The organism is Zhouia amylolytica AD3 (assembly GCF_000511935.2).
In the GTDB taxonomy this organism is placed as follows: Bacteria; Bacteroidota; Bacteroidia; order Flavobacteriales; family Flavobacteriaceae; genus Zhouia; species Zhouia amylolytica.
Genome location: NZ_AYXY01000026.1, coordinates 197,670 through 224,182 on the forward strand (window position 1 = coordinate 197,670; position 26,513 = coordinate 224,182).

A 26,513-nucleotide genomic window follows, 5' to 3' on the forward strand; every position below is an offset into this window, starting at 1 on the left:
ACCTTGTATTAAGACCAATTTCTCTTTTTATTTTTTGAAGTTTATATGCTCGTGAATTAGCGCTGTTTCTTACAGATATGTGTATTTCATCGAAAAATTGTTAAAAATCCTTAACGGACTACTAATGATTTGTTAAAAAAATATATATATTCGCTTCGCTAATTTATAACTAAAACTAATTTTTTATGAAAAGAGTATTGTTAAGTATGGCTGCTATAGCTATACTGATGACTTCGTGTGAGAATACCTCGTCGGAGGTTAAAGATGAGGGGGTTACCCTCGGGGAAGATCAAGAATTTGCATTATCAGATGATCAGTGTGGAACAATGGGTGTTCTGGATGAGCTCTTAGCCAAGGATCCTTCGATAGCAACCAACATGGCCGCTATTGAAATGCATACCGCTAATGCTATTAAAAGTGGTTTAGCTCAGCGAATTGCTGCCGATGGTGTTCTTGAAATTCCAGTGATTTTTCATGTGATTTACAGAACGCAGAGTGAGAACATTCCTTTGTCTCAACTGGAAGATCAGATTGATGCTTTAAATGAAGATTTTAATCTTAACAACCCAGGGCGAAATACAATTCCTGCAGAATTTGCTGCGGTGGAGTCTAATGTAGGTATTCGCTTTGTATTAGAAGATGTAATCAGAGTGCAGTCTAATAAGCGTCAGTGGAGACCTGATGATTCTATGAAATTTACTTCAAGCGGAGGGTCTGATGTTGTAAACCCTCAACAGAATCTTAATATCTGGGTGGTAAACAATATGCCATATAGAGGTGGTAATATATTGGGTTATGCTCAATTCCCTGGAGGTAGCTGGTCTACTGATGGTGTGGTATTAGATCATCGTTTTACCGGAACAACGCAGTATTCAACGGGTAGAACTGCTACTCATGAAGTTGGACACTGGTTAAATCTACGTCACATCTGGGGAGATGGTGGTTGTGGCGCTTCGGATTTTGTTGCCGATACACCTGACTCTGATGGACCAAGTAGAGGATGTCCAACATATCCACAGGTTAACTGTGGTACGAATGACATGACTATGAACTTCATGGATTATTCAGACGACCCTTGTTTAAATATGTTTACCGAAGGTCAGAAAAACAGAATGATGAGTGTATTTGCTTCTGGCGGATTTAGAGAAGCTATGGCTCAGTAAGATTTAATATTTGAGTTAGTATGAAGGCATTCCGTAGCGGATGCCTTTTTTTATGTTGTATTTCGTCGAAAAACTACTTAAAAAATTTAACAAAACTGAGTATTATTGTTAAAATAATATATCTTAGTGCAGCTAATTATTAATTTTTAAACTAATTTTTTATGAAAAAAGTATTGTTTACTGTGGCTGCACTCAGTCTGTTAACCCTTTCATGTGAAAATGAAAAGGTAACTGATACGAGTACAGAAGCAGTGGTTGCTCAGGAAATAGACATGAGTGACTTTTATGTGTATCCGGAAGAAGATGATTTGGCCTCAAAGTCAGCCAATGAAGGAAAAAATTGTTATTCCATGCAGGTGTTAAAAAGACAGTTGGATCAGGATCCAAATCTTTATAATCGTATGTATAACATTGAGAAAAATCTTAGAACGTTTATTGCTGCTAAAAAGCCTGACGGTGTAGGTAATGGAAATGGCAATGGCAATGGAGGAAATGATGGAGGAGGAGACCCGCCGGTTGATGATGGGTTAGGAACGATTAACATTCCGGTTGTGGTTCATGTGCTGTATAATACGGATCAGGAGAACATTAGTGATGCTCAGATTAATTCTCAAATTCAAATATTAAATGAAGATTTCACAGCTTCAAATAATGACTTAAATCAAGTGCCTGGAGAGTTTGAACCAGTAGTTGCAGATGTTAATGTTACCTTTACTTTAGATCAGGTAATTCGCAAGTTTTCAACGAAGACTTCCTGGGGGACCAGAGATGCAATGAAAGATGCTTCGCAAGGAGGTTCTGACGCTGTAGATCCATCTAATTATTTGAATATTTGGGTTTGTAATATTGGTGGAGGCATATTGGGATATGCTCAATTCCCTGGAGGTAATGCATCTACTGATGGTGTGGTTATTTCTCCTCAATATTTTGGAGATCAGGGGTATGTGTCTGCTCCATTTGATAAAGGAAGGACTGCCACGCATGAGGTTGGGCACTGGTTAAATCTTCGTCACATTTGGGGTGATGGTAGATGTAGACAGGATGATTTTGTTGCCGATACACCTGCTTCAGACGGACCAAATTATGGTTGTCCATCGTATCCAACCGTTAATTGTAAATCGAATGACATGACCATGAATTATATGGATTATGTTGATGATGCCTGTATGTATATGTTCTCTGAAGGTCAAAAAGCAAGAATGAGAGCGATTTTTGCGGCTGGAGGGCCGAGAGCAGAATTTAGATAAAATGGCACTGGTTCTTCAACATCAAGATTAGAACCGGACTATGAAGAAGGAAACGATTCTCAAGAGTTTGATGCAATACAATATGAGAGTTCAGAAGTGGAATCTTTAAGTTATAATCAAATTTCTGAAGTAGAGACCAAAAATTTGATTTCACCATATTTGGAAAGTAGTGTACAATTTTTTTACGCAAGAGGTTTCTCCGAATCAGATTTAATAGCTGAGTTTGGAAACTTAAATAATCCTAACATAGTAGCTTCAGCTGATTATTTAAAGAGAATTGAGTTAATGCATCCCGATAATAATTCAAATTATCGAATGGAACCAGATTTTTATTACTGTTTGTTAAGGGCGGTTGGTATAGATACAGTAATTGAACTTATTAATGGTAAAGTAACAAAGCAATTAGCAAAAAAGGCCATTAGAAAAATTGTTGGCAGAACATTATGTTGGGTAGGAGCTGTCTATGCAATGTATGAATTTGGAACTTGTATGGAATGGTATTAATTTTATGAAACTAGATTTAAGTTTTTAGTATGAAGAATCTAAAAATGACTACGCCGAGGATCATTTTATATGTATTTTTAATTTTGGTAACCATATATTATTTGATTTTATATGGTTTTCAAGTGGGAAATATGTTCAGATCTATAGTGGCGTTACTCATTATTCTAATTTTGGGGTTTAATGTGATTACTTTTTTTAACAAAAAGCAAGAATGAGAGCGATTTTTGCAGCTGGTGGAGCTCGTGAAAGTTTCTTGAACTAATTCAAAATACGCAATGAGAATTGTTAAAGGCACCTTCGGGTGCCTTTTTTTGTACCTTTATAAAAAACACAGGATGAAAATAGCAGCAATACTATTTGTGATTATAACCTCAATTTCAATGACATGTGATTCGTTAAAAACTAATCAGGAATCGGTAACCGGCTTTCAGTATGAAACCTACACCAGGGGTTCCCAGTATAAAATTATAATAACCTCAAACAGAACACTCGTAAGACAAACGGGCTTAAATTCCTTTCAGCAGGAACTTAATACTCCGGAGAGTAAATGGAATGAATTGATGCAATTGGTGAGGAAGGTTTCATTAGACGAACTGAGTGCCTATAAACCTCAAAGTAGTGGCAGGTCATTAGATGCAGCACCACATGCCACTTTGGAGGTGTTAACGGCCGATAAAAACTATAAATCGAGTACATTCGATCATGGAAATCCTCCCACAGAAATTGAGTCATTGGTTAAAGCTATCCTAACATTGGCAGAAACTGTTGAAAAGCAGTAATTCTTATTGTATTTTTGTCTCAAAAGAAATAGAAATGACTATTCAGGAGATACAGGATAATATAGTGGATGAGTTTTCGATGTTCGATGATTGGATGCAGCGATATGAGTATATGATTGAGCTAGGAAAATCGTTACCTATTATAGATGACCAATACAAAATTGATGAAAACCTGATTAAAGGTTGTCAAAGTAAAGTATGGGTACATGCAGAGCTTGAAGATGATAAATTAGTGTTTACTGCCGATAGTGATGCTATTATCACCAAAGGGATTATTGCCATTTTGGTACGTGCCTTTTCAAATCAAAAGCCACAAGATATTATAAATGCAGAAACAGACTTTATTGATGAAATTGGGTTGAAGGAACATTTATCACCTACGCGGGCTAATGGCTTGGTGAGCATGATCAAGCAGCTTAAATTGTATGCAGTGGCCTATCAAACTCAACTGAATTAAAATTATAAAAATTAAACGATGAGCGATCAACAAACAATAGATACAGCACAGTTAGGAGAAAAAATAGTAACGGTTTTAAAAACCATCTATGATCCGGAAATTCCAGTAGATATATATGAACTTGGATTGATATATGATGTTTTTGTCAATGAGGATAGTGAAGTAAAAATATTAATGACGTTAACAACGCCTAACTGCCCGGTAGCAGAGACTTTACCTGTTGAGGTGGAAGAGAAAGTTAAAACAGTTGATATGGTGAAAGACTGTGTGGTTGAGATTACTTTCGATCCACCATGGAGTCAGGATTTAATGAGTGAAGAAGCCAAACTGGAGCTCGGTCTTTTATAAGGTCGGCTTATCAAAAATTGTTTAAATGGCTGATGAAATTGTAAATAGGGTAGCCCAAAGTAAACTGGTTACCATTAATCTTGAAGACTTTTATCCGGAAGGAGCGCGAATTCAAATTGATGTTTCTGATTGGTTAGAACAAGGTTTCTTACTTCGTGAAAAAGATTTTCGTACCAAGGCCCAGGAGCACGAATGGGAGCAATATGCCAATAAATATGTAGCATTATATTGCTCAACCGACGCTATAATTCCTGCATGGGCCTATATGTTACTAACAACCTATTTGTCCTCATATGCCAGAAAGGTAGTCGTTGGGGACCTGGAAATGCTGGAGTCTGTCTTATATCAGGAACAGATTGCAGCTTTAGATGTTTCAGCATATCAGGATCTTCCGGTTATTATTAAAGGGTGTTCTGATAAACCAGTTCCAAAAAATGCGTATCTTTTCCTTATTCAAAAGCTCCAGCCAATTGTGAAGAGTATGATGTATGGCGAAGCTTGTTCCTCCGTGCCGCTTTATAAAAGAAAAAAGTAAGATCTAGTTACTGGCTTAAACAAAAGTAACCTTATATACTATCAAACATCAAAGAATCTATTATGAAGAAAGTTTTATTCACCTTATTCATTTTAACAGGAGTTTCTTTTAGTTATGCGCAAGAAGCTGCTGAAGAAAAACAAAAAGAAGGTTGGACAAAGAAAGGAACCTTTACTTTTTTACTCAATCAGTCGGCATTTAAGAACTGGGTAGCAGGAGGGCAAAACAATGTTTCTGGAACTGTTGGAGTTAATTATGATTTTAATTATTTAAAAGGAGATTGGTCTTGGGACAACAAGGTAATAGCCTCGTATGGTCTCACGAATACCAAAGATCTGGGTACGCGCAAAACGGATGATCGTTTTGAATTGAATTCACTGGTAGGTAGAAAGGCCTTCGATAATTGGAATTACTCATTCTTTCTCAACTTTAAAACTCAGTTTACAGACGGGTATGATTATGATAATGATGAGGATTCTGATTTTCCTACTTCTGGCTTGTTCAATCCGGCATACTTAACCTTTGGACCAGGTATGGAGTGGAAGAAAAGTGATAATCTTAAGTTTAATTTATCACCGGCTACCTCAAAAATGACTTTTATTAAAGATGATTTGTATATATACGATTCTGATTTAGGAAGCTTTGTGCAGCACAGTGGGATTGATAATGTAAATGCATTACAAGCCTATGGAATTGATCCTGGTGATACATTTCGTTATGAATTAGGTTTTTATGCCTCTGGTTATTACAAGTTTAATATCATGGAAAATGTGAGTATGGAGAATATTTTGAGTTTGTATTCAAATTATCTTGAAGATCCGCAAAATGTCGATTTAGACTATACCATGAATATTGTAATGAAGATCAATAAATACCTTTCAACCAACCTTACAGTGCAAACAGTTTATGATGACAATGCTGTAAGTGCATTACAGCTGAGAGAAGTTTTTGGTTTAGGAGTGAATTTAGGTTTTTAATAAAGAAAATATAATAGTATAAAAAAGCGCCTGACAAGGCGCTTTTTTATTATAAGTCTTTTTCCATTTCGTCGTATTCGGGATATAAAAAATGATTATACGGGAAGCGGGTAATATGTATTTTTCGAACTTCCTGATAAACCCTTTTTCTAAACTCTTCCATATTCTCTTTGTTCAGGGCAGAGATAAAGAGGGCGTAATCGCCTATTTTCCCCATCCAGGTGTTCTTCCATTCTTTAAGCGTAAAGTGCTTTGCTGTTTTTTCGGTCACCAAATCATCTTCATCAATGCTTTCATGTTCGTAAGCATCAATCTTGTTAAACACCATGATGGTTGGTTTGTCTGCACTTTCTATCTCATCTAAGACTTTATTTACAGAGGCTACATGCTCTTCAAAATTAGGATGAGAGATGTCTACCACATGTAGCAATAAATCAGCTTCCCTAACTTCGTCCAGGGTACTTTTAAAGCTTTCTACCAACTGTGTAGGTAATTTTCTTATAAAACCTACCGTGTCGCTTAATAAAAAAGGAAGGTTGCCAATAACAACTTTTCTAACGGTTGTGTCCAGGGTGGCAAACAATTTATTTTCGGCAAAAACTTCACTTTTACTGAGTACGTTCATTAAAGTAGACTTGCCGACATTCGTATACCCTACAAGGGCCACTCGAACTAAAGAACCTCTGTTCCCTCTTTGAGTAGCCATTTGCTTATCTATTTTCTCCAGCTTCTTTTTTAATAAAGCGATTCGGTCACGTACAATACGACGGTCAGTTTCAATTTCTGTTTCCCCCGGACCTCTCATTCCGATACCCCCTCGCTGTCTTTCAAGGTGAGTCCATAACCCGGCTAATCGAGGTAACAAATATTGATATTGAGCTAATTCAACCTGGGTTCGTGCATAACTGGTTTGAGCACGCTGCGCGAAAATATCAAGAATTAAACTGGTACGATCCAGGATTTTACAGCGAAGAATTTTTTCAATATTCTTTTGTTGCGCCGGACTTAATTCATCATCAAAAATAACGGTTCCAATGTCGTGAGTTTTTACAAAAGCACGGACATCTTCCATTTTTCCGGTTCCGATAAATGTTTTGGGATTTGGCGTGTCTATTTTCTGCCAAAACCGCTCAATAACCTCACCGCCAGCTGTATAGGCCAGAAATTCCAGTTCGTCTAAATATTCTTTACATTTTTCCTCATCTTGTTCTTGGTTTACAACACCGATAAGAACAACCTTTTCATAGTCTAATGTTTTCTTTTCAAGCATATATTTGATTAAAGTACAAAGGTAAGTATTTGATTTACTATTTTTAAATAATGAAAGATATTAAACATATACCGCCATTTTCTGGAAAATCTGCTAGCAATTTATATACAGTTGCATTTTACAATCTTGAAAATTTATTTGACACCAGAAATAATCCAAATACGCTCGATGATGATTTTACCCCGGGAGGGGAAAAACGTTGGGATGACAAGCGTTATCAAAATAAAATTTACAAATTAGGAAAGGCTATATCGGAAATTGGTTATCAGGCTGCAAAAACAGCTCCTTCAATAGTGGGGCTTGCAGAGGTTGAAAATCAATATGTGCTGCAAGATCTGATAGATTCTAAAAATTTGAACGGATATGATATGGGTTATGTACATTTCAATTCTCCGGATGAAAGAGGAATTGACACTGCTCTTTTGTACCGTAAGAGGGATTTTGAAGTAATTAACTCTGAAGCCATTCCTTTATTGATTGATAATGTAGATGGTGCCCGCGATTATACGAGAGATATATTGTATGTAAAAGGAGTTTTAAACCATCAGGAAGTACATGTATTGGTAAATCATTGGCCTTCCAGGAGAGATGGGGCTGCTCAAACTGATTACAAGCGCATTGAGGCCGCTAAAACAATTCATAGCGTAATGGATGGTATTAAAGAAGAAGAAGCTGATCCTAACGTTATTATAATGGGAGATTTTAATGATGATCCGATGTCTACGAGTATAAAAGATCATTTAATGCTCCCCGATTTGTATAATCCGATGTCCAAACTAGTGGATCCATTTAATAAAGGGAGCTTGAGTTATCGCTCAAGATGGAATTTGTTTGATCAGATTATATTTACCAATAATTTTTTTGAAGATACTCCAGGAACTCATTCATTTGCCCATGCGGATGTGTTTGATAGAATGTTCTTGCGAGAATGGCATGGTCGGTTTAAGGGAAACCCATTTAGAACATATGCCGGAAGAAAATATCTGGGAGGATATAGCGATCACTTTCCTGTTTATGTTCTTTTAAAGAAAAATGATTAAAAAAGGCCATCTTATTGATGGCCCTTCGTTTATCAGTTAATCGATGATTTCAACGTTTACTGCATTTAGACCTTTTTTTCCTCTTTCGGTCTCAAATTGTACTTTGTCATTATCACTAATGTTGTCAATCAAACCACTTTCATGAACGAAGATATCTTCGTTAGAGTCAGTTGTTGTGATAAATCCAAATCCCTTGGTTCTGTTAAAGAACTTTACTGTTCCTTCTTTCATTGTATACTAAATTTAAAATGTTCTAATTATAATGATATAGTCATACGTATTGCTTTAAGAAGTAATGGCCTTCTCATGAACAATTGACGAAAACATCAAAAGTCATCCAGCAAAGAATCAAAAATTAGGAATAAATTATTGTGTGAAGAATAAAAAATTGCTAGCCCTTGTGCTCTATGTTGCTAATGCTGTGCAAAGTAACGCCATTAAATCGGATAAAACTATTTAATTATTACTTTTTTATTTACTAAGTGAGTCCCGATGGGAATAGGCCCCTCAATACCAGTCCGTCTGAATTGTTCCAAACGCGAATTTCAGAGGGCTTGAGTCGTTTTTTCTTTTTCGTGTCTACTATCTCAGATGATTACATGATAGTCAGATTTAGAAATAAATAAAAAACGCTATATATACGCTATATACATATCGTAAATACGGTGTATATATACTATAAATATTTTCTATGTATATTTATATAGTGACTGAACCAAACTTTATTGACATGGCAAAGCAAAAAGGCATTATTAAATTAACAGGCACTATTGGCGATATTAATTTTTATTATCGAAAAGGTGTTCCGGTAGCTCGAAAAGCCGGTGGAGGCTTTAACTCGGAGGCTATAAAGAAATCTCCAAAAATGAAAAGAGTACGGGAAAACAGCAGTGAGTTTGGTTTCTGCTCACGTGCCAAAAAAGTTTTTAAAAATAGTCTGCATCCTTTTTTAATACATTATAATGATCCTACTTTACATGGTAGAATGATGAGGTTATTTCAAGAAATAAAGGTTTGTGATGTCTGGTCAGAACGTGGTAAACGAACAGTAGGCAATGGGTTAAAATCTGATGCCGGACGCAAGTTGTTACTGGATTTTAGAATTACTCCTAAAAGGGATGTTGCCTCCAGTCTTATGTGTAAGATTACCTTTGATAAGGATAATTATATCTGTCGTATATCAGAGTTTAATATGGAACAGTTTAAATTTTATGGAAATGCCTCACATTTTGAATTGCGATTTGGGATTGTTCGGATGGACTTTGATACGTTGAGCGCTACAACCTATATGGCAAAGTCGAGGGTGATAGGAAAGGATTTTGATAGTAGTACAATTGCGTTAAGATCTAAAGACATCCCGACAGGGGGAGGTATAAAGTTTGCTTTTTTGGGTATTTGTTTCTACCAGGAGGTGTCTGGACAACTAGAGGTATTAAAAGCTGAAAGTGCTACAGGGCTACAACTTCTCAAGATTTTTTAAATTGCTTGTTGCGGCGTATACATTTAAGGAGCTCTAAATTGGAAGGGCCTGTGATTGTGAGGTGTTTAGTTATTGTGAATTGGTTTGGCTTCGTTGAAGCTCGAGGCTAAAGTTTAATCATTCTGAAGTTCAAACTTTTTAAAATAGAACGTATAGCCAAGTAAGAACCCTAACGAGTTGTATGAGGCTTTCGTAATGGTTCTTGAACCTTGTAAAAGGTTTCCTTCAGCCGGATTGTTTAAGCTTCCTTTTTGCTCGTAATTGTTGGTAACGCCAGTGCTGTAAAGTAATCCGAGACTTAATTGACTTTTTTGTTTCTTTAGGGTAATACCGGAAGCAAAGTGATATAGATTCCAATCACTTATGGTGGCTTTAATTCCATTCGATTCATTCAATCTTTTATCAAAATATGTTAAATCACTACGTCCGCTTAAATAGAGGGATAAATCATTTTTGAGCATGTACTCGTATCCAACGGCTATATTAAATACATCTTTGGCCGCTGCCTGTGCCCTCATAAAATAATCGCTTGTTAATTCTGGGGCTAGTGAGGCTGGTCGTACGAATGTATTTGGGGCAACATCCATGATATCGTAGACATCGATACTGGCGTAATATTGAAAAGCAATTCCAATTTTAGATTTATCTTTATTGTAATTAACGCCACCGGAAATCGAAAATGGCGATTTGTAAGTGGTTTTCAATTCTGCCTGTCTATCCGTGGCAACACCACTAATTCTTTCATCATCGATAAGTTTAAGGTTTCTTGCTGCGATATTCGAAGCTACGGTTCCTATTCCCATAAAACTTATTGAAGGGGTCGTAATGGTTAGTCCTGTTTTCCAGTTTCCTTTTTGATAAGATAAACCCAATTTTGCCGCATACCTAACATTATAGTAATCGATATTTTGAGAAAGATTACCTCCTACCAGGGTGCTATTGGCGTCGTTCATAAAAACATATGCCGAATAGTTGCGATTAAATGTATGTGATCTGGCGGTTATGAGATTACTTACCCCAAATGACCAGTTGTCATTAAATCGGTGAGCTACCCCAAAGGCAACTAGAATTTCAGATAGTTTGTTGGTAATGCTGGATTCGCCAAAAAGTTCTTCTAATCCCGGACTTTCATCATTGGCAATAATGTCAAAATTTCCATCACGTCTCGCAATAGCTTTAAAATCAAAATTAACCGGGGCCATGAAACCATAAGCGATTTTCCAGTCTTCATTTTTGGTGTCAATCATTCCTCCTGCTAATAATGGAACAGAGCCTAATTGCTTACTGTTAAAACTGGCTTTTTCTCCCAAAGCATTCGCGATACTAATATTTTCAATCCTGTAGGCGTTGGCATTTACAGAAATGGAGGTGTTGTCCAGAAATCCTAATGCACCTGGGTTGTAAAAGAGCATGGTATTATCGTTTGCACCGCCTATAACAGCGCCTGACATTAACGCCGATTCTGTTCCGAACTGCTGACTCCAATAATGCGTATCCTGGCTGTACACAATCAGGTTACTGAAAAAAACAAGAATTGTTATGAGTTTACTGCAGCTTTTCATTTACGATCCTTTTAATGGAGTTCAATTATAATTCCCAACCAAAAGTGGTTTGTAAAATGTAGTCATCATATGCCGATCCCTGTACGGGTTTATTGTCGTAGTTATACGTTATACCTAATTTGATGAAAAAATCCAATGGCAAATCGTATTTTAAGTCTACCTTAAAATCGGTTCTCCACCTTCCACTTTCAGTTAAACTGGGATAGACAGTGAGGTTAGAAAGTAGACTGATGTTTTCGTAATCAAACATATTAACCTCGACCATCCCGAACAGTTCTGCACTTTTCCGGTCATCATCATCATTGAAATAATTTTCATTGTTGAGAGCTATTCCTCCTCCACTTCCTAAATACATTCTATTGGTGTGAACAAAATATTTACCAAATCCTAATTTATGAGTAAGTCTCAGGTCTAACTGTTGTTCTGTATTGGCAAGGAACTCTGATGAAAATAATATGAAACGATCTTTTTTAAGAAAATAATTAAAGGCAACATAAGCGTCAGTTCGATGAATTTCATCCGAATCGTCCTGATTACTTCTCACCGAGTTATATGAGCCTTCTACACTCCAAAAATTTGCCGTATAACCCAGGGTGCTTCTAACAGTTAACTGTTTGAGGTTTTTTGATTTCGTGAAGTTAAATCCGAAAGAGAGGGAAGCATCCAAACGAGAAATAAAATCTTTTTTTACAGACCGTATAAAAACGATGTCTTCCACATGAATGGTGATGACCTTATTATCTTCTTCTTTTAATATGATCTCATCAGAGCTTTCTTTATGACTTATCTGGGAAGCGTTTATTCGGCGTCCGTCCTTAAGAGTAACCAGGAAATTCTGAGTACTTATAATTTGTTGTATTTCAACCCATGTAACTTTAAAGTCATCATCGCTATAATCAGTTTCAATTGTAAGAACTCCTTTAGACATTTGTTTGATTTCGCCAATGAGTCGATCCTGATTCTTCAATGTAATGGTGTCATTTTGCCCATGGGCTTTGAAGAATAAAAGACACAAAAAAACATAAATGAGTTTGAATGTGCCTTGATGTGGTTGATAAAACTTCATGTTTTTTTTGTGTCTCTTTGAGCAGTTATGAGTGTTTATTTCTTTGATTTTAACACGCCATCATTTATAAGTTCTTTAATGATAGCCCTGGTATACCCTTCAACAAAACTGTCTAAATCAGATGGGTTGTAAGTTTTGGACTGAGCGGACCATAAAAGTTCTTCCGTATTAGCATCATATAGGTTACTCTCTAAGTAATAAACCTTATCTGTGGTATAATAACCAGGGTCGTAGGCATAGGGGTAAATGTTATTATAATATCCCCAGAAACTGCCATAATAACCATAATACCCTAGTGGAGCGTAGCCCATAGCATAGTTTGTAGTTCCCGGAACGTAACGAGTTTCGCTTTGTTGATCCTTAAGAACAACCGTAAAAATAGTTTCGGAGTTGGTACCTCTTATAACTGAAAGCAACTCTTCCTTTGAAGGCTTACTTTCCTTAGTAAAGGTCGTGCGAAAGGTATTGTGCGATTTAATTGCCTTGATGCCGGCCTGTTGAGCTTCATAACCGAGCTGATCTTCTAAAAGGGTTTTGGCAGCTGTATTTGAGGACAGCACGGCGATGAAAACACTGCTGAATGATTTGTTTTCTAGTTTTTCTTTGTTGGTCCATGCCCCGGTGATTTTGGTATTACTTCCACAGGCAACCATTACCAAACCAATGACTAGTAGTAATTTTGATTTCATAGATTAATTATGTTTTTGAATTTCAGTTATGAAGACACGCAGTTTTGCGTTACTCTTTATAAAAATACATAAAAATATTTTGTCCTAAAGAAAGAATGATAATTGTTTTTTGAAAGATATAACTTACTATATATTACAATGTCGTCTATTCATCTTAGCGCTTTAAAGTGTAAGTAGCCAAATGAGTTTAGCGGTTGCATATAATCCAAGACCATATATTAAATGGGTGAGTAAACTTTTTAATCTTACTAAATTAGGTTGAGGAAGTTTTGAGCCTGCTACACCAAAGCCAAATGCGGGTTGCATTATAAAGAAAGGGGCAATGATTGTTGTAAGACCAATAATAATAGCTGGCAGAATTGTGGGGTCACTTAACCATGCTTCACCATAAGTATGTCTTAAAATAAAAGCGAAACCTATACCGATGCTGTAGTGGGCGATCCAACCAAGAGCAAGCTCCTTATTAATGGGGGTAGAGGTAATTATATTCAGATGATAAAACTTACCCTTGGGGATATGGCCAAGCCATCTACCTAGTAAGGCGTAGTTCAATGAAGGGATTTTAAAAAGATTTCGAAGGGTTAAGGCGTATAGGTCCATAAAGATGGTAGCGCCAATTCCAACCAAGGTTGTTTTGAGGATGAGTTCCATTTGCGTAGTTTTATTTTAATGGGATTTTAGAATTTCAAAGATAATAATATATTTGCTATCGCAACATAGTCGCGTTAATTATGAGTAGAAGAAATACGAAATCGCAACAGGAAGTTTTAGATATTTTAAAACAATCGGGGCTGGCCTTAAATCATGAAATGATACAGGAACAAATGAGCCTAAATACGGATAGAGCGACAATTTATCGCATTTTGAATAGGTTTAGTCAGGATGGTATCGTTCATAAAGTTGTTGGTGATGATGGAAAGCAATACTTTGCCTTTTGCAGTAATTGTACTAATGGGCATCAGCATAATCATTTTCACTTTAGATGTATTGAGTGTCGGAATGTAATTTGTATAAAGAATGAGCTTAGAGTTCAATTGCCAGAGGGCTATGAACCCATTAATTTCAACGGTGTAATTTCAGGGTATTGCTCAAAATGTTGTAAGCAACGAAATGGAGTTTAGATAAGAGGAATTTATTACGTAAGGCTCTAATTTTTATCGTTGGGAGTTTCCTGTAGCTCTTCCTTGTTACCAGCTGAACTATCTTTCATAGTGTATTTCATTTTAAACTGGGTTACAGCACCTACATTTTCCGGTTTTTTTTGATCAGCTTTCTGAACTTTAATGATCGTTTCCGGCTGTTTTGTTTTCAGGTAATTTTTTATATTCAACATTAAAGCATCCGAATATTGTTGGGCTATAGAGTCTAGTTGTGGAGAGAGATTTGATTTTTCTAAACCAATTTCCACGCTTACACTATCTCTTGAAAGGCTGTCAGCTGGAAGATTAGTTTTAATATTTTCGTATATGGTGTCCTCAGATGCATTTTTTAAAGAGTCCAACCCATTCACTTTGGCTATTTCTTCTCTGAGCAGATCATTATCCGCGATATAATTCATCTCAATTTGCAATCCGGGTTTAATTTTTTCCAATCGTAGTAAGAGATCTAATTTTCGTTGTTGCTCGGTGTTGATAATTGTATCGGGATATTTAAAGGTAATTTGCTCCAGGTCTTTAGGTTTTGCATCTACCAATTGGGCTAAATGTTTTACCGGGTTTTTGGTGGTATTAAAGATGAGCTTTTTTAAGGTAGCCCAAACAATTTTCCAGACATCTATTTCAGGTTTGTTCAAATCACCTCTTACTGGTACTGTAAGCTCAATGTCTCCATTCTTGTCTTTTAACAATAAAACAGCAAATTTCAACGGTAAAGAATAAAGTCCACCTTTAATATTTTCAACAGAAACATTTTTTATTAATAAGTTGTTGTTGCTTTCTATAATACCATTGGTAATTTTAGAATCAGTAAAATAAAACATATCACCACGCAGTACAGAGTGTCCGGCATAATAGTTCGCATAAATATTGAGGTCTGAGAGTAAAAAGTCTTTAATGGCAATATCGAGATGCATGTTCTTCAAATTGGCAGGATTAAAACCAACCTCAGCTTTAAGGGTCCCCCTATTATTTAGAAGCATGTCGGAAGTGAACTCAACCCATTCACTTTCACTTTTAATACTGTCAGTGTCTATCAGAATTTCGCTAAGATGGTAATCAAATGGCTTTCCGGTGAGATTATCGGTATAATCTAAGACTCCATTTTTAACCTCTACATTATTTATAGCATAATAAATTTTCTTTTCACCAGACAAATTTTCTGAATTTTTTTCATCACTCTCCTTAAGATCTTCAAAGGGATTAAAAATGCGAGAAAGATTGTTGGAAACAGTATCAAGCTCGAATTTAATGTAAGGTTCTTCAACATTCAGGGATTCTATGATATATGAAGCTTTGGCTGGGTCGATTTTCTTTAATTTACAAGTAACTTTCTCCCCTCCCAGAATTTTTTGATTGTTTTGGTCAGTCAGCATTAATTTCAAACCTTCTATTGTGCCTGATAAAATGGTTTCATTAGGATTCTTACTATTCCCGTTAAAGTTAATAGTAGAATTTACGGTTCCTTCTAATGCATTAATACGGGCATATTGGGCTACATACTTATAAAAAGAATTTAGTGGTAATTGATTGAAGCGTATGGTTCCATTAAATTCGCCGGTTTGCGGAAACATATTAAAATCAGATTCAACGTAGCCATCATTATCCAAATTGAATTTTAGTTTGGCATTACTTTCCTGTTCCTGATCCCAACTTATTCTTGGAATTAAAAATGAAAAGTTATCAATACGGGTTTCGTCGTCTACATTGGCATTATAATAAAGAAATGAAGCATTTTTTAACTCCAGGTTTTCAAGCAAATATTTAACTGATGCTTTACCTGTAGTGTCTGTCTTAACTGAATCAGAAGGCTTATGGTAGGCAAGGAGATCATCATAATTAAATACGCTGTCTTTTTTGGAGATATTTACCCTTAAGCCTTCCAGGTAAAATTGCTCCAAGGCCTTAACATTGCTGAGATATTTTAAGGGTGCTACATTTATCAATAAGGTGTCAAACGAGGTGAAAATGTCTTTATCATTGGCTTCATACATTTTAAAATTATAAACTTTTAAAGTGCTTGTAAAGTAATTGATACGTAATTTTTCCATATCAATCTGCCTTCCTAGAAACTCCTTGCTGTTTTTTATCAAATAGTTTTTAGCGAAAGAAGGAAAGGCTAGCATTATAATAATGATTACCATAAATAATGTTACTAGCGCGTTCCTTATATGTCGCTTCCTGATTTTCACTTATGGGGATATTTGTTGAACTTAAATGGAATTGTTTATGGGTGCCGATAAACCGTTTTACCTTCTTTAATACTTTCTATAATTTCTATGTCTTTTATATTTAAGGGATCTATCTTTAATGGGTTTTTATCTAAAATCACCAGGTCTGCCAGTTTTCCTTCCGTAATGGTTCCTTTGCGATCTTCCTCAAAATATTGGTAAGCAGCCCATTCAGTTAATGTTTTCAAACCTTCATATGGGCTAATACGTTGTTCCGGACCTAAAACGGCACCACTCCTTGTAACTCTGTTTACCGTGGCATCCAGTACTCTCAAAGAGTTAGGAAAAGTTACCGGGGCATCGTGATGAGACGTGATTTTTAGTCCGGCATCAATAACATCCCGACATGGTGAAATATAGTCAGCCCGAGGATGTCCTAGAACTGATTCAACATGCCAATCCCCCCAATAAAAGGTATGCATCGGGAACAATGAAGGCATAATTTCCAGATCTACCAGCTGAGGAATTTGATCCTTTCGTAAAGTTTGTCCATGTATCATTACCGTTCTATGATCGTCATATCCATAAGCTTCCTCGGCGGCTTTTACAGCCATTATGTATTGATCGATTGCCGCATCCCCATTGGTATGACAAAGCAGCTGCCATTTATTTTGGAATGCTTCTTTTACATATTTAATCGCCATGGAGTCTGGCATGACCGGGTATCCCTTATAATCTTTATCCTGACCTTGAGGCGGAACGTGATAATGCTGAGTTAACCACGCAGTTTTACCTTGTGGTGAACCATCTAGGGTTAATTTAACTCCTCCTATTCTATAATTGTTTTTATATTGGTGATCCGTACTGTAGTAATCTTCAGTTACGTTTTCAGGTCCTAAGGTAATATCAGGGTAAGATACCACATCAATATAAAAAAGCCCATTTTCGGCTCCTTTGATAAAAGCAGCCATTTGTGCGGTTGAACTTCTGCCATCTTGAGCGGTGAGATATCCTTTTTTGGCGTATTCCTCTTGTCCTTTTTTGATGCATTTGGAATCAAAGTCTTCATCAGCTTTTCCAAGAATTGGCACCAAAACATTGTACATGGCATTTTCTTCGAGAACTCCATTTGGATTCCCGTTGGCATCTCTTCTTAGGGACCCCCCATTTGGATTAGGGGTGTCCTTAGTAATTCCTAGGATTTCCTTCGCCTTCGAATTAATAACTCCAAGGTGTCCTGATTGATGTAAAATGATAATAGGGATATCAGTACTTACTTTATCCAGATCTATGCTTTTGGGGTGATCCTTTTCTTCTAGTTGAGAGTCATCATAGCCGTTTCCAATAATCCAGCCGAATTTATCGATGAAATATTTACCATCTTCGCTTTCTTTCCATTGATTCAAGGCATCTACGATCGACTCATAATTATGGCCTGGTCCATCCGGAGGAGGTAATATGTTGGCTACAATTGAAGCAAAACCTACGCTGTAAAAATGACCATGACCATCTAAAAATGCAGGTAAAAGCGTTTTACCATTCAGGTCTTTTTGGATCGTTGAATCACCAACCATGCTCATTAGTTCTTCCTGAGTCCCCACACGAGCAATCCTTCCATCCTTAATACCAATAGCCTCCACATAGCCAGGTTGATCTCCTTCCATAGTGATTATATCACCATTGAAGTATATACTGTCTAAATGAGCAGTTTCTTTTTTAGTGTCTGTGCATGATACAATGCAAAACGCAAGAACAATATAGATGAATTTCATAATACGTTTAAATAATGAATTATTCTATTATAACCTCGCTTATTTAGGGAATAACAGGGTCAAACCTCCTCTTATTCCCCAGTCGGCAGCGTTACCATTACCATAGTGAATTCGCGGACCGACAAAAACTTGTGCTAATTGTGATCCGAGAGAAATTACTTTAGATCCTACTAAATGAAAACTGCCGGATGAGGTATCCGCTTCCCAGTTTTGAGTAAACTCTGTATTAAAAGCCAAAGCATAACCACCTGAAAAGTTATGGGCGATAAAAGGTTGTAAAAAGGTGGCATTTACATCTGCTCTGTCCTGATTACCTGCTATGGACCATATATGATTAACTAAAGCCCCAATAGTATTACTCCCAATTTGTTTTAATATGACTCCTGTCGGACCTAAACCAAATTTCTTGGTTCCAAGGAGGTCATCAGTCGCTGTTGGAACCAGCATTACTGGACCTGCTCCCCAGATAATCCCTCCTTTGGTCGGTTCTTTTGGTGAGAAGAAACCGCTTATCACAGCATCACCAAGTCCGGTTTGATTGCCGCTATTCCCAAAAACATCCGATTGAGAAATAACTGGTAAAATAGCACGCCCTATTAAGTTCCAGTTTTCACTGATACTAATGGGAATTACCGGTTGAATATTCATTGTGAATCGGGTTCCATCATCTGGGCCAACGCCAAAATCCATATTTCCCTGAAAGGGAACGCTGATCAGACTGGCAACGGGATTTTGTAATTTTTTTGCTAATTCGTCGGCCGATGGGCCGTCTTCTTGTCCGTAAATAAGCGATACGCCAAAAAGGATGGTGAACAAGAATAGATGATTTTTTATTCTTTTTTGCATTTTTCGTAGTTTCAATTCGAGTTAAGTTTATTTGATTAAAGGGCTTATAACACAATAAGCCCTTTAAGTAAATCTGTTGAGTTTTATTGACGAGTATCTGATTTTAAGATTGCATCAATGGCGTTGTTAATATCTAACGAAGCAGCAGCCTGACGTGGGGGGAATTCCTTAAATGTCGATAAGTGCTCACTCAATAATCCGATGGCGGGTTGCATGACCCAGGATTTATTCATGATTAAATGAAACCCGGTAATATCGTCGTATTTTTCAAATGGGTCTTTTCTCAGATTGAATAATTGTGGCATGGTATGCGCTACCATATCATCGAAATAACGTTCTTTGGTAGCAAAGTGCATTTTCCACGGACCGACACGCATCGCAGTTAACCCCGATTCATAATAATAAAAAAAATAATTTCTTGCTGATTTGTCAGCCTTACCGGTCCAGTAGTCCAGGTTGTTAAATCCATCTATATATACCTTATAGGTCATATCGCCTACTTTTTTGCCATTCTTCAATTCATCTTTAATGCGATCATTCCCAACGGCGGCCATTATGGTAGGTAGTACATCTTCATGAGCAGAAATTCCATTTTTTATAGTTCCGGCAGGAATTTCATCAGGCCAGCGTACCATAAACGGGGCTCTAACCCCACCTTCATAAGTGGTCATTTTCTCTCCTCTGAACATAGTAACCCCTGCATGTGGCCATGTGCTCTGCTCAGGACCGTTATCGGTTGTATAGATAACAATGGTGTTTTCATCCATCCCTAATTCATCTAAATAATCCAGTATTTCTCCTACATGACCATCGTGCTCCATTAAACCGGAACCAAAAAGATCCATATCAGTACTAATAGGGGTTGCCAGGTTTTTTGATTCTTCTTTTAAGTGTGTATATACATGCATACGGCTGGTCGCGTGCCAGATAAAGAATGGCTTTTTAGCGTCCTTCGCGCGCTTCATAAAGTCTTTCGTTTTGTCAACTAGTTCCTCGTCAAAGGTCTCCATACGTTTAGAGGTTAACTTACCTATATCTTTTACCCTTTGCTTGCCGATTACCCCAAATCGAGGATCCTCAGTGCTGTCGTAGGTGTCGGTTGCATAAGACTCAATAATCCCGCGAGGACCATATTTTTTATAAAACTCTTCGCTTTTTGGGTAATCCGCCTGTTCTTCCTCTTCTGATACATTTAAATGATAAAGATTCCCGAAGAACTCGTCAAATCCATGCACCGTTGGTAAATGTTCGTTCCGGTCTCCTAAATGGTTTTTTCCAAATTGTCCGGTCATATAACCTAGTGGCTTTAAAAGTTCGGCCAATGTAGGGTCTTCTTTCTTTAGGCCTAATGGATTACCTGGTTGTCCCACGGTAGTAAGGCCTGTTCTTACAGGTTTTTGTCCGGTAATAAAAGCAGCCCTCCCTGCGGTACAGCTTGGTTGTGAATAATGGTCCGTAAATAGAACCCCTTCCTTTGCAATACGATCGATATTAGGTGTAGGGTATTGTAAACCTAAGCTGTAACAGCTAAGGGAGTTAGGAGCAACGTCATCGACCATGATCACCAGAATGTTTGGTCGATCTTGTGCATGTATTCCCTGTGTTAACATCCCCGCAAGAAGGATTAAAATACTAATTGCTAAACAATTGTTTTTCATGAGGTTAATGGTTTTATAATTAAACATGAGTTGTTGAATATTCAGATGTATATGATAGGGTCGGTAAATTTTATATTAGTCCTGTTACATATCCGGGAGTTATAATTTTACTTTTATTACAAGCTGTACAATAGCATTCTATGCTAATAATTCTATATTTTAATGTAGGTTAAAGATTAAATTGAGGGGGTGGTAAATCTTTACTTTTTACTACATTATGAAAGAACTTCTTTTACCATTTGTTTTTAATGAAGTTCAAATTTACAAGGGGGGTATTAAAGATATAAAAAAAATGATTAAAAATATAGGGGGCTTTTCAGATTATTGTTTTCGTCTTAACAGGCGGTAATTCAGTTGTTTAGTGTGTGTTTTTGAGTTTTGGGGTTTGGATTGAGTTTAAAAGACAAAATATCCTGATCTCATTCTGTTTTACCAAAGAGCTATGGGTAAATTATAGAAACTGTTTGGATTAAAAATACTTAGATTTCAATTTTATGTAACTTTCCCGGTTTAATGCAAATTATTAAATTAAGATGTTTAAGCGTTACGTTTACTTTTTGTTGATACTTCCAATATTTGTTGCCCTTTTATCCTGCAATGGAAAAACAGGGGATCAAAATAAGAGGAAACAACTCCCTAATATTATTTACATTAATGTTGATGATTTAGGATGGAAGGATACCGAAGTATTTGGAAGTAAATACTATGAAACCCCTAATATAAATCAATTGGCGCAAGAAGGAATGACTTTTACCCGGGGTTATGCCAGTGCTGCAAATTGTGCCCCTAGCAGGGCTTGTTTAATGAGTGGTCAAAATACACCGCGCCATGGAATTTATACAGTGGCAAATTCAGACCGGGGTGATAGCAGAACAAGAAAAATTATTCCCATTCAGAATACAACCGTATTAAAAGACTCTGTAATCACCATAGCTGAAATGTTAAAGGCTATAGGTTATAACACAGGGACTTTTGGTAAGTGGCATTTGGGTGAAGATCCCCGAACACAGGGTTTCAATGTTAACATTGGAGGTGGCGAGCAGGGGAACCCTGGTGCTAAAGGGTATTTTGCGCCCTATAATGTGCCGTCAATTGGCCAGGGACCTAATGGAGAAAACCTTACTGAACGTCTTACCACTGAGGCTATAAGCTTTATGGAAGACGCAAAGGAATCCCCATTTTTTGTTTACCTGCCATATTATGCAGTACATACCCCTTTGCAAACCTTTAAAAAACTTGAAGAGAAATACACGGAAAAAGGAGGGGATGAATTCCAACATAATGCCAAATATGCCGGCATGGTGGAAACTGTTGATACGAATATAGGACGAATTATGTCCTTTTTAAAAGAAAAAGGATTAGAGGAAAATACCCTGATTATATTTACATCCGATAATGGCGGTATAAGAGATGTCAGCTTTCAGGACCCATTACGAGCTGGGAAGGGTTCTTATTACGAAGGAGGCATCAGAGTGCCATATATTTTTAAATGGAAAAATGTTATTTCGGCTAACACGAAATCAATTGAACCCATAACAAACCTGGATATATATCCAACCTTAAAGGAAATCTCAGGTTCAAAGGTTTCTAATACTATTCTGGACGGAATTTCTTTATTACCTGCTTTAAAAGGAGGTGAATTACCTGATCGTGAACTTTATTTTCATTTTCCTGTCTACCTTCAGGCTTATAAGCCCAAAACAGATCAGGGAAGAGATCCTTTATTCAGAACACGTCCGGGTTCTGTGATTATTGATGGAGAATGGAAACTACATCATTTCTTTGAAGATGACGAATATGAACTCTATAACCTTAATGAAGATCTTGGAGAACAACATAACCTTGCTTCTAAGGATCCGGAAAAAACAGAACAACTTTTAAGAAAATTAGAGCGTTGGAGAGAGGAAGTGGGAGCACCCATACCTGTAGATCCAAATCCTGATTATGACCACGAGTTTGAAGCAGAAAAAATAGCTAAATTAAAATAGTAACCTGAGATGAAATCAATTCTAAGTATTCCTGTTAGATTAATCGTATTGATGACTTTAATAGCAGGAGTTTCCTGTAACACAAATTCAAAAGAAACAGCTGATCAGTCAGTATCTAAACCCAATATTGTTTTTATTATAGCAGATGATATGGGTATAGGAGATCTGGGGAGTTACGGGCAAAAACATATAAAAACACCCAACCTCGATCAATTGGCTCAAGGAGGTATGCGGTTTACTCAATTTTATGCAGGAAGTACCGTATGTGCGCCTTCCAGGGCAAGTCTAATGACCGGACAACATACTGGGGTCACACATATTAGAGGGAACGGGGAATTTCCATTACGAGGGCAGGATACCATAATTCCTCAATTACTAAAAAAACAAGGGTACCGAACCGCTATGTATGGAAAATGGGGATTAGGAGTACAAGGAACCCCTGGATCTCCGGAGAAAAAGGGTTGGGATGAGTTTACAGGCCATCTTCATCATGTTGATGCTCATTTTCAGAGGCCTGATTCTCTTTGGACCTTAACAGAAGGAAAGTCAGTTAAGATAGCCACTCCCGAAGACAGCTATGGGAATAATATATTTACCCAAAAAGCTTTGAACTTTATTAATGACCAATCGGAAGAAACGCCATTCTTCCTGTATCTTTCATTTACGGTTCCTCACGCAGAGTTGGTAGTACCTGAAAAGTATATGAAACCTTATTTGGATGAGGATGGGAATAGTATTTTTGCTCCTGAGAAAGCATGGCCCGATGGCAGGCACTATGGAGGCCAGCCGTTTCCTAAAGCTGCCTATGCTGCAATGGTTGGCAGTATAGACGATTATGTTGGTGAAGTTGTCGACGCTTTAAAGAAGAAAGGACTTGATAAAAATACGTTGGTTGTATTTACAAGCGACAATGGAACCCATATTGAAGGTGGCCGTCAAAGGAGTGATGTTGACTTTTTTAAAAGCAGTGGTGTTTACAAAGGTGTTAAAAGAGATCTTTATGAAGGGGGAATTCGAGAACCGTTTATTGCCTATTGGCCTGGCACAATTAAAGCTAGTGAGGTAAGTGATCATGTGGGAGCTTTTTGGGATATTCTGCCTACCTTCTATGAACTCTCCGGTGGAAACCCTGAGGGAATAAACACCTCAGGCATCTCGTTCGTTAATGAACTTTATGGGAAGCCGGAGCAAAAGAAGCACGATCACCTGTATTGGGAATTCTATGAAGGCGGTGGAAAACAAGCAGTCTTAAAGGATGAATGGAAGGCGATTCGTTTAAAGGTAAAAAAAGACCGTAATGCTCCTATAGAATTATATAATTTGGCGAATGATCCTTCGGAAGAAAAGAACGTAGCTGATGATTATCCGGATGTAGTAAAAATGATGGATTCGATTATGACAGCATCTCATACAGAAAATCCGTTATTTTCATTTGATAAATAAGATATTCCTATTTAGAATAATAAGTTCCTGAAATGAATAAAAGCTGGCTTTAATTATTAAAGCCAGCTTTTTTATGGATGATTATTTACGTTAATTACTACCTATTGATTTAATTTTTTCTTCAATGGCGCTTAGGTTAAAAGACCCTGGAGTCTGACTGGGAGGATAGTCTTGCATGGTTTTTAAGAAATTAGCGGCCAACCCCTGTATAGGAACTATAACGAAGGCGCGATCGAGTAACCAGTCGTAATAAGTGTTAGAATTGTGTTGAGACTTCTCAAAAGGATCCCTTCTTAAGTTGAAAATAAGAGGTACACGTAACTCTGTGAAAGGCTCCATCCATACCCCAAATTGTTTGCCCCTGTTTTCATAAAATACAATTTTCCAATCATCATATCGGGCGGCAACAACCTGGCCGTCATCATTAACATACCAAAATTCATGACGTGGAGAATCCTTTGTAGACCCCATGAGATATGAGGTCAAATCGTAGCCGTCAATGTAATTTCTATAGTTTCTTCCATTAAGCGATACACCGTTACGTAGCTTTTCCTTAATACTATCCGCTCCTGCAATGGCGGCAAAGGTAGGTAACCAATCCTCATGAGAAACAATTCCGTTTAAGGTTACACCTGCCGGAAATTTTTCTGGCCATTTTATAAAGGCCGGTACTCTATAGGCCCCCTCCCAGTTTGAGTTCTTTTCACCGCGGAAAGGAGTAGTTCCTGCATCCGGCCATGTGTTGTAATGAGGACCATTATCGGTTGAATACATAACAACAGTGTTATCAGCAATACCAAGATCATCCAATAGTTTTAAAAGTTCTCCGACATGCATGTCGTGTTCAACCATACCGTCAGAGTATTCATCCTGCCCACTAATTCCTTTATGTTCGGCTTTAACATGAGTCCTGAAGTGCATCCGCGTTCCATTCCACCACACAAAAAAGGGTGTTCCTGCGTCATTAGCCGCTTCGATGAACTTTTTGGCTGCTGCCACTGTTTCATCATCGATAGTTTCCATACGTTTTTTAGTAAGAGGCCCCGTATCTTCTATGCGTTGCCCACCGTTGCCATCTGCCCATGTATGGAGAACTCCCCTTGGCCCATATTGCTCTCTGAAGGTTTTTCCGTTCTGTAACTTCTTATCTCCCGGATAATCAAAATTTTCAGGTTCTTCTTCAGCATTTAAGTGGTATAGATTTCCCATGAATTCATCAAAACCATGCATCGTTGGAAGATGTTCATCCCTATCTCCCTGGTGGTTTTTACCAAATTGCCCTGTAGTGTACCCCTGACTTTTTAGTACAGTGGCCATAGTAACATCCGTCATTTGCCATCCTTGGGCAGCTCCGGGTAATCCAACTTTTGTCATACCGGTTCTAACAGGGACATTACCTCCTATAAAGGCCGCTCTACCTGCAGTACAACTTTGTTGCGCATAATAATCAGTAAAAGCAATTCCTTCTTTAGCGATTCTATCAATATTTGGGGTTTTATATCCCATCATTCCCCTATTATTATGACTAATATTCCAGGTTCCTATATCATCACCCCAAATAACAAGAATATTAGGTTTGTCTTGGGCCAATGATTCGAGACACATAAAGACTGATATAGCCAATACCATTAATACATTGAGCTTTTGTAGTTTCATAATGATTTTTTTTAGTTGATTCATATTTATTGAGAGTTTATACGCTTTTGATATGCCAAATGATTCCCCTCAAACAATTTGATTAAGAAGAAAAAATAAAAGGGGGAGTGGGTTAAATATGAGCCGGAATGGATTAAAATGAGGTGATAAAACTATTTTGTGGTTTAATGGTTAAGGTTACTTAATTAATAATAATCAACCACAAATCCAGGTTGACTATATAGCGCAATAATTACTTAAAACATAGAAAGAAAATCTCCATATGCATTAATAATAAAATTTAAGAAAATACGACATTGAATTCGTCGTTAGCGCTATTAATCAACTGAATACGACCTTTAAATTACATATAATTTTGTGATTCATGACAATATCATTGTAATATTTGTGTTAAAGAAGGTGAGGTGATTATCCAATATTAGTAATTTGCTAATTGTTGAGGTTGAGATTGTTGAGTGGTATTGTTAATCTTATCCCAAATAATGTTAAGGAAGAATTGATTCTTTAAAAGATTACTTATGTTTGAATTCTCATATACAAGATTTAGAGGAACAGGCGTTTCATTTTTTGCGGGTGGAGCGCCTGCTTATTTGTATATACTTCGTATTGCTCAGTTTCCAGGATAAGACAATAGTTTTTCGATAGGAGTAAATTATCATCCGTACACTAAATATTCATGTGTTAAGCTTATCAGTCATTTTAAAAGGC

General features: G+C 37.1%; 24 protein-coding genes. 13 read left to right on the plus strand and 11 right to left on the minus strand.

Going from position 1 to position 26,513, the window contains the following annotated elements:
- The first annotated feature begins 185 nt into the window (after positions 1-185).
- The 8 genes from P278_RS14445 to P278_RS14480 all read left to right on the plus strand — a co-directional run bounded on the left by P278_RS14445 (position 186) and on the right by P278_RS14480 (position 6,010).
- On the plus strand, positions 186-1,163 hold the full coding sequence (locus P278_RS14445; RefSeq protein WP_038268457.1) for a zinc metalloprotease: 978 nt from the start codon (positions 186-188) through the stop codon (positions 1,161-1,163).
- A gap of 161 nt (positions 1,164-1,324) precedes the next feature.
- Positions 1,325-2,410: a zinc metalloprotease gene (locus P278_RS14450; RefSeq protein ID WP_038268459.1), complete on the plus strand. Its 1,086-nt coding sequence runs from the start codon at positions 1,325-1,327 to the stop codon at positions 2,408-2,410.
- Between the two features lie 96 nt (positions 2,411-2,506).
- Positions 2,507-2,914 (plus strand): hypothetical protein, encoded by a 408-nt coding sequence (locus tag P278_RS14455; RefSeq protein ID WP_038268461.1) that lies wholly within the window; start codon positions 2,507-2,509, stop codon positions 2,912-2,914.
- Positions 2,915-3,249: 335 nt separating this feature from the next.
- The gene (locus tag P278_RS14460; protein ID WP_038268462.1) at positions 3,250-3,693 is read left to right on the plus strand and encodes a hypothetical protein; all 444 of its coding nucleotides are present in this window, start codon (positions 3,250-3,252) and stop codon (positions 3,691-3,693) included.
- A 34-nt stretch (positions 3,694-3,727) separates the two neighbouring features.
- Complete coding sequence (locus P278_RS14465; RefSeq protein ID WP_038268464.1) at positions 3,728-4,150, plus strand: SufE family protein; 423 nt, start codon at positions 3,728-3,730, stop codon at positions 4,148-4,150.
- A gap of 18 nt (positions 4,151-4,168) precedes the next feature.
- Positions 4,169-4,498, plus strand: coding sequence for a DUF59 domain-containing protein (locus P278_RS14470; RefSeq protein ID WP_038268466.1), 330 nt, complete (start codon positions 4,169-4,171; stop codon positions 4,496-4,498).
- Between the two features lie 25 nt (positions 4,499-4,523).
- Positions 4,524-5,033: a DUF2480 family protein gene (locus tag P278_RS14475; protein ID WP_038268468.1), complete on the plus strand. Its 510-nt coding sequence runs from the start codon at positions 4,524-4,526 to the stop codon at positions 5,031-5,033.
- A gap of 62 nt (positions 5,034-5,095) precedes the next feature.
- The gene (locus P278_RS14480; protein WP_038268470.1) at positions 5,096-6,010 is read left to right on the plus strand and encodes a DUF3078 domain-containing protein; all 915 of its coding nucleotides are present in this window, start codon (positions 5,096-5,098) and stop codon (positions 6,008-6,010) included.
- Between the two features lie 49 nt (positions 6,011-6,059).
- Here the strand turns inward: P278_RS14480 and hflX are convergent, their stop codons facing one another.
- Positions 6,060-7,280 carry a GTPase HflX gene (gene hflX, locus P278_RS14485; protein WP_038268472.1) on the minus strand — a complete coding sequence of 407 codons (1,221 nt, stop codon included), beginning with the start codon at positions 7,278-7,280 and terminating at the stop codon, positions 6,060-6,062.
- A 50-nt stretch (positions 7,281-7,330) separates the two neighbouring features.
- Between hflX and P278_RS14490 the strand changes: the two genes are divergently transcribed.
- A complete protein-coding gene (locus tag P278_RS14490) occupies positions 7,331-8,320 on the plus strand; it encodes an endonuclease/exonuclease/phosphatase family protein (protein WP_051413595.1) in 990 nt (329 codons plus the stop codon).
- A gap of 36 nt (positions 8,321-8,356) precedes the next feature.
- On the opposite strand, the gene P278_RS14495 is transcribed toward P278_RS14490, so the two are convergent.
- Positions 8,357-8,551, minus strand: a complete 195-nt coding sequence (locus P278_RS14495; protein ID WP_038268474.1) for a cold-shock protein — start codon at positions 8,549-8,551, stop codon at positions 8,357-8,359.
- A 499-nt stretch (positions 8,552-9,050) separates the two neighbouring features.
- On the opposite strand from P278_RS14495, the gene P278_RS14500 reads away from it, so the two are divergent.
- A complete protein-coding gene (locus P278_RS14500) occupies positions 9,051-9,800 on the plus strand; it encodes a hypothetical protein (RefSeq protein WP_051413596.1) in 750 nt (249 codons plus the stop codon).
- Positions 9,801-9,913: 113 nt separating this feature from the next.
- Here the strand turns inward: P278_RS14500 and P278_RS14505 are convergent, their stop codons facing one another.
- From P278_RS14505 to P278_RS14520, 4 genes are all read right to left on the minus strand, one after another.
- Entirely contained in the window at positions 9,914-11,362 is a 1,449-nt protein-coding gene (locus tag P278_RS14505) for a hypothetical protein (protein WP_038268476.1), read from the minus strand.
- A gap of 25 nt (positions 11,363-11,387) precedes the next feature.
- A complete protein-coding gene (locus P278_RS14510; RefSeq protein WP_051413597.1) occupies positions 11,388-12,428 on the minus strand; it encodes a DUF481 domain-containing protein in 1,041 nt (346 codons plus the stop codon).
- A 35-nt stretch (positions 12,429-12,463) separates the two neighbouring features.
- Entirely contained in the window at positions 12,464-13,117 is a 654-nt protein-coding gene (locus tag P278_RS14515; RefSeq protein ID WP_051413598.1) for a hypothetical protein, read from the minus strand.
- Positions 13,118-13,279: 162 nt separating this feature from the next.
- Complete coding sequence (locus P278_RS14520; RefSeq protein WP_038268481.1) at positions 13,280-13,768, minus strand: DUF2938 domain-containing protein; 489 nt, start codon at positions 13,766-13,768, stop codon at positions 13,280-13,282.
- Positions 13,769-13,848: 80 nt separating this feature from the next.
- Here P278_RS14520 and P278_RS14525 point away from each other — a divergent pair, with 80 nt between their 5' ends.
- A complete protein-coding gene (locus P278_RS14525) occupies positions 13,849-14,238 on the plus strand; it encodes a Fur family transcriptional regulator (RefSeq protein WP_038268483.1) in 390 nt (129 codons plus the stop codon).
- A gap of 26 nt (positions 14,239-14,264) precedes the next feature.
- Here P278_RS14525 and P278_RS14530 read toward each other — a convergent pair whose 3' ends face one another.
- From P278_RS14530 to P278_RS14545, 4 genes are all read right to left on the minus strand, one after another.
- A complete protein-coding gene (locus P278_RS14530; protein ID WP_449488629.1) occupies positions 14,265-16,463 on the minus strand; it encodes a DUF748 domain-containing protein in 2,199 nt (732 codons plus the stop codon).
- A 35-nt stretch (positions 16,464-16,498) separates the two neighbouring features.
- A complete protein-coding gene (locus P278_RS14535) occupies positions 16,499-18,214 on the minus strand; it encodes an amidohydrolase (protein WP_038268487.1) in 1,716 nt (571 codons plus the stop codon).
- 39 nt (positions 18,215-18,253) lie between these two features.
- On the minus strand, positions 18,254-19,060 hold the full coding sequence (locus tag P278_RS14540; protein ID WP_038268489.1) for a hypothetical protein: 807 nt from the start codon (positions 19,058-19,060) through the stop codon (positions 18,254-18,256).
- 83 nt (positions 19,061-19,143) lie between these two features.
- Entirely contained in the window at positions 19,144-20,718 is a 1,575-nt protein-coding gene (locus P278_RS14545) for an arylsulfatase (RefSeq protein WP_038268674.1), read from the minus strand.
- 533 nt (positions 20,719-21,251) lie between these two features.
- Here P278_RS14545 and P278_RS14550 point away from each other — a divergent pair.
- Positions 21,252-22,706, plus strand: coding sequence for a sulfatase (locus tag P278_RS14550; protein WP_038268491.1), 1,455 nt, complete (start codon positions 21,252-21,254; stop codon positions 22,704-22,706).
- 9 nt (positions 22,707-22,715) lie between these two features.
- Complete coding sequence (locus tag P278_RS14555; protein ID WP_082436184.1) at positions 22,716-24,149, plus strand: arylsulfatase; 1,434 nt, start codon at positions 22,716-22,718, stop codon at positions 24,147-24,149.
- A 90-nt stretch (positions 24,150-24,239) separates the two neighbouring features.
- Here the strand turns inward: P278_RS14555 and P278_RS14560 are convergent, their stop codons facing one another.
- Entirely contained in the window at positions 24,240-25,805 is a 1,566-nt protein-coding gene (locus P278_RS14560) for an arylsulfatase (RefSeq protein WP_038268677.1), read from the minus strand.
- Positions 25,806-26,513 lie beyond the last annotated feature (708 nt).

Coding starts and splice junctions, on each gene's coding strand:
- P278_RS14500 (WP_051413596.1), top strand. CDS start 9,051: ATGGCAAAGCAAAAAGGCATTATTAAATTAACAGGCACTATTGGCGAT.
- P278_RS14525 (WP_038268483.1), top strand. CDS start 13,849: ATGAGTAGAAGAAATACGAAATCGCAACAGGAAGTTTTAGATATTTTA.
- P278_RS14560 (WP_038268677.1), bottom strand. CDS start 25,805: ATGAAACTACAAAAGCTCAATGTATTAATGGTATTGGCTATATCAGTC.
- P278_RS14475 (WP_038268468.1), top strand. CDS start 4,524: ATGGCTGATGAAATTGTAAATAGGGTAGCCCAAAGTAAACTGGTTACC.
- P278_RS14540 (WP_038268489.1), bottom strand. CDS start 19,060: ATGCAAAAAAGAATAAAAAATCATCTATTCTTGTTCACCATCCTTTTT.
- P278_RS14535 (WP_038268487.1), bottom strand. CDS start 18,214: ATGAAATTCATCTATATTGTTCTTGCGTTTTGCATTGTATCATGCACA.
- P278_RS14460 (WP_038268462.1), top strand. CDS start 3,250: ATGAAAATAGCAGCAATACTATTTGTGATTATAACCTCAATTTCAATG.
- P278_RS14490 (WP_051413595.1), top strand. CDS start 7,331: ATGAAAGATATTAAACATATACCGCCATTTTCTGGAAAATCTGCTAGC.
- P278_RS14545 (WP_038268674.1), bottom strand. CDS start 20,718: ATGAAAAACAATTGTTTAGCAATTAGTATTTTAATCCTTCTTGCGGGG.
- P278_RS14510 (WP_051413597.1), bottom strand. CDS start 12,428: ATGAAGTTTTATCAACCACATCAAGGCACATTCAAACTCATTTATGTT.
- P278_RS14505 (WP_038268476.1), bottom strand. CDS start 11,362: ATGAAAAGCTGCAGTAAACTCATAACAATTCTTGTTTTTTTCAGTAAC.
- hflX (WP_038268472.1), bottom strand. CDS start 7,280: ATGCTTGAAAAGAAAACATTAGACTATGAAAAGGTTGTTCTTATCGGT.
- P278_RS14520 (WP_038268481.1), bottom strand. CDS start 13,768: ATGGAACTCATCCTCAAAACAACCTTGGTTGGAATTGGCGCTACCATC.
- P278_RS14450 (WP_038268459.1), top strand. CDS start 1,325: ATGAAAAAAGTATTGTTTACTGTGGCTGCACTCAGTCTGTTAACCCTT.
- P278_RS14465 (WP_038268464.1), top strand. CDS start 3,728: ATGACTATTCAGGAGATACAGGATAATATAGTGGATGAGTTTTCGATG.
- P278_RS14470 (WP_038268466.1), top strand. CDS start 4,169: ATGAGCGATCAACAAACAATAGATACAGCACAGTTAGGAGAAAAAATA.
- P278_RS14515 (WP_051413598.1), bottom strand. CDS start 13,117: ATGAAATCAAAATTACTACTAGTCATTGGTTTGGTAATGGTTGCCTGT.
- P278_RS14445 (WP_038268457.1), top strand. CDS start 186: ATGAAAAGAGTATTGTTAAGTATGGCTGCTATAGCTATACTGATGACT.
- P278_RS14555 (WP_082436184.1), top strand. CDS start 22,716: ATGAAATCAATTCTAAGTATTCCTGTTAGATTAATCGTATTGATGACT.
- P278_RS14480 (WP_038268470.1), top strand. CDS start 5,096: ATGAAGAAAGTTTTATTCACCTTATTCATTTTAACAGGAGTTTCTTTT.
- P278_RS14495 (WP_038268474.1), bottom strand. CDS start 8,551: ATGAAAGAAGGAACAGTAAAGTTCTTTAACAGAACCAAGGGATTTGGA.
- P278_RS14550 (WP_038268491.1), top strand. CDS start 21,252: ATGTTTAAGCGTTACGTTTACTTTTTGTTGATACTTCCAATATTTGTT.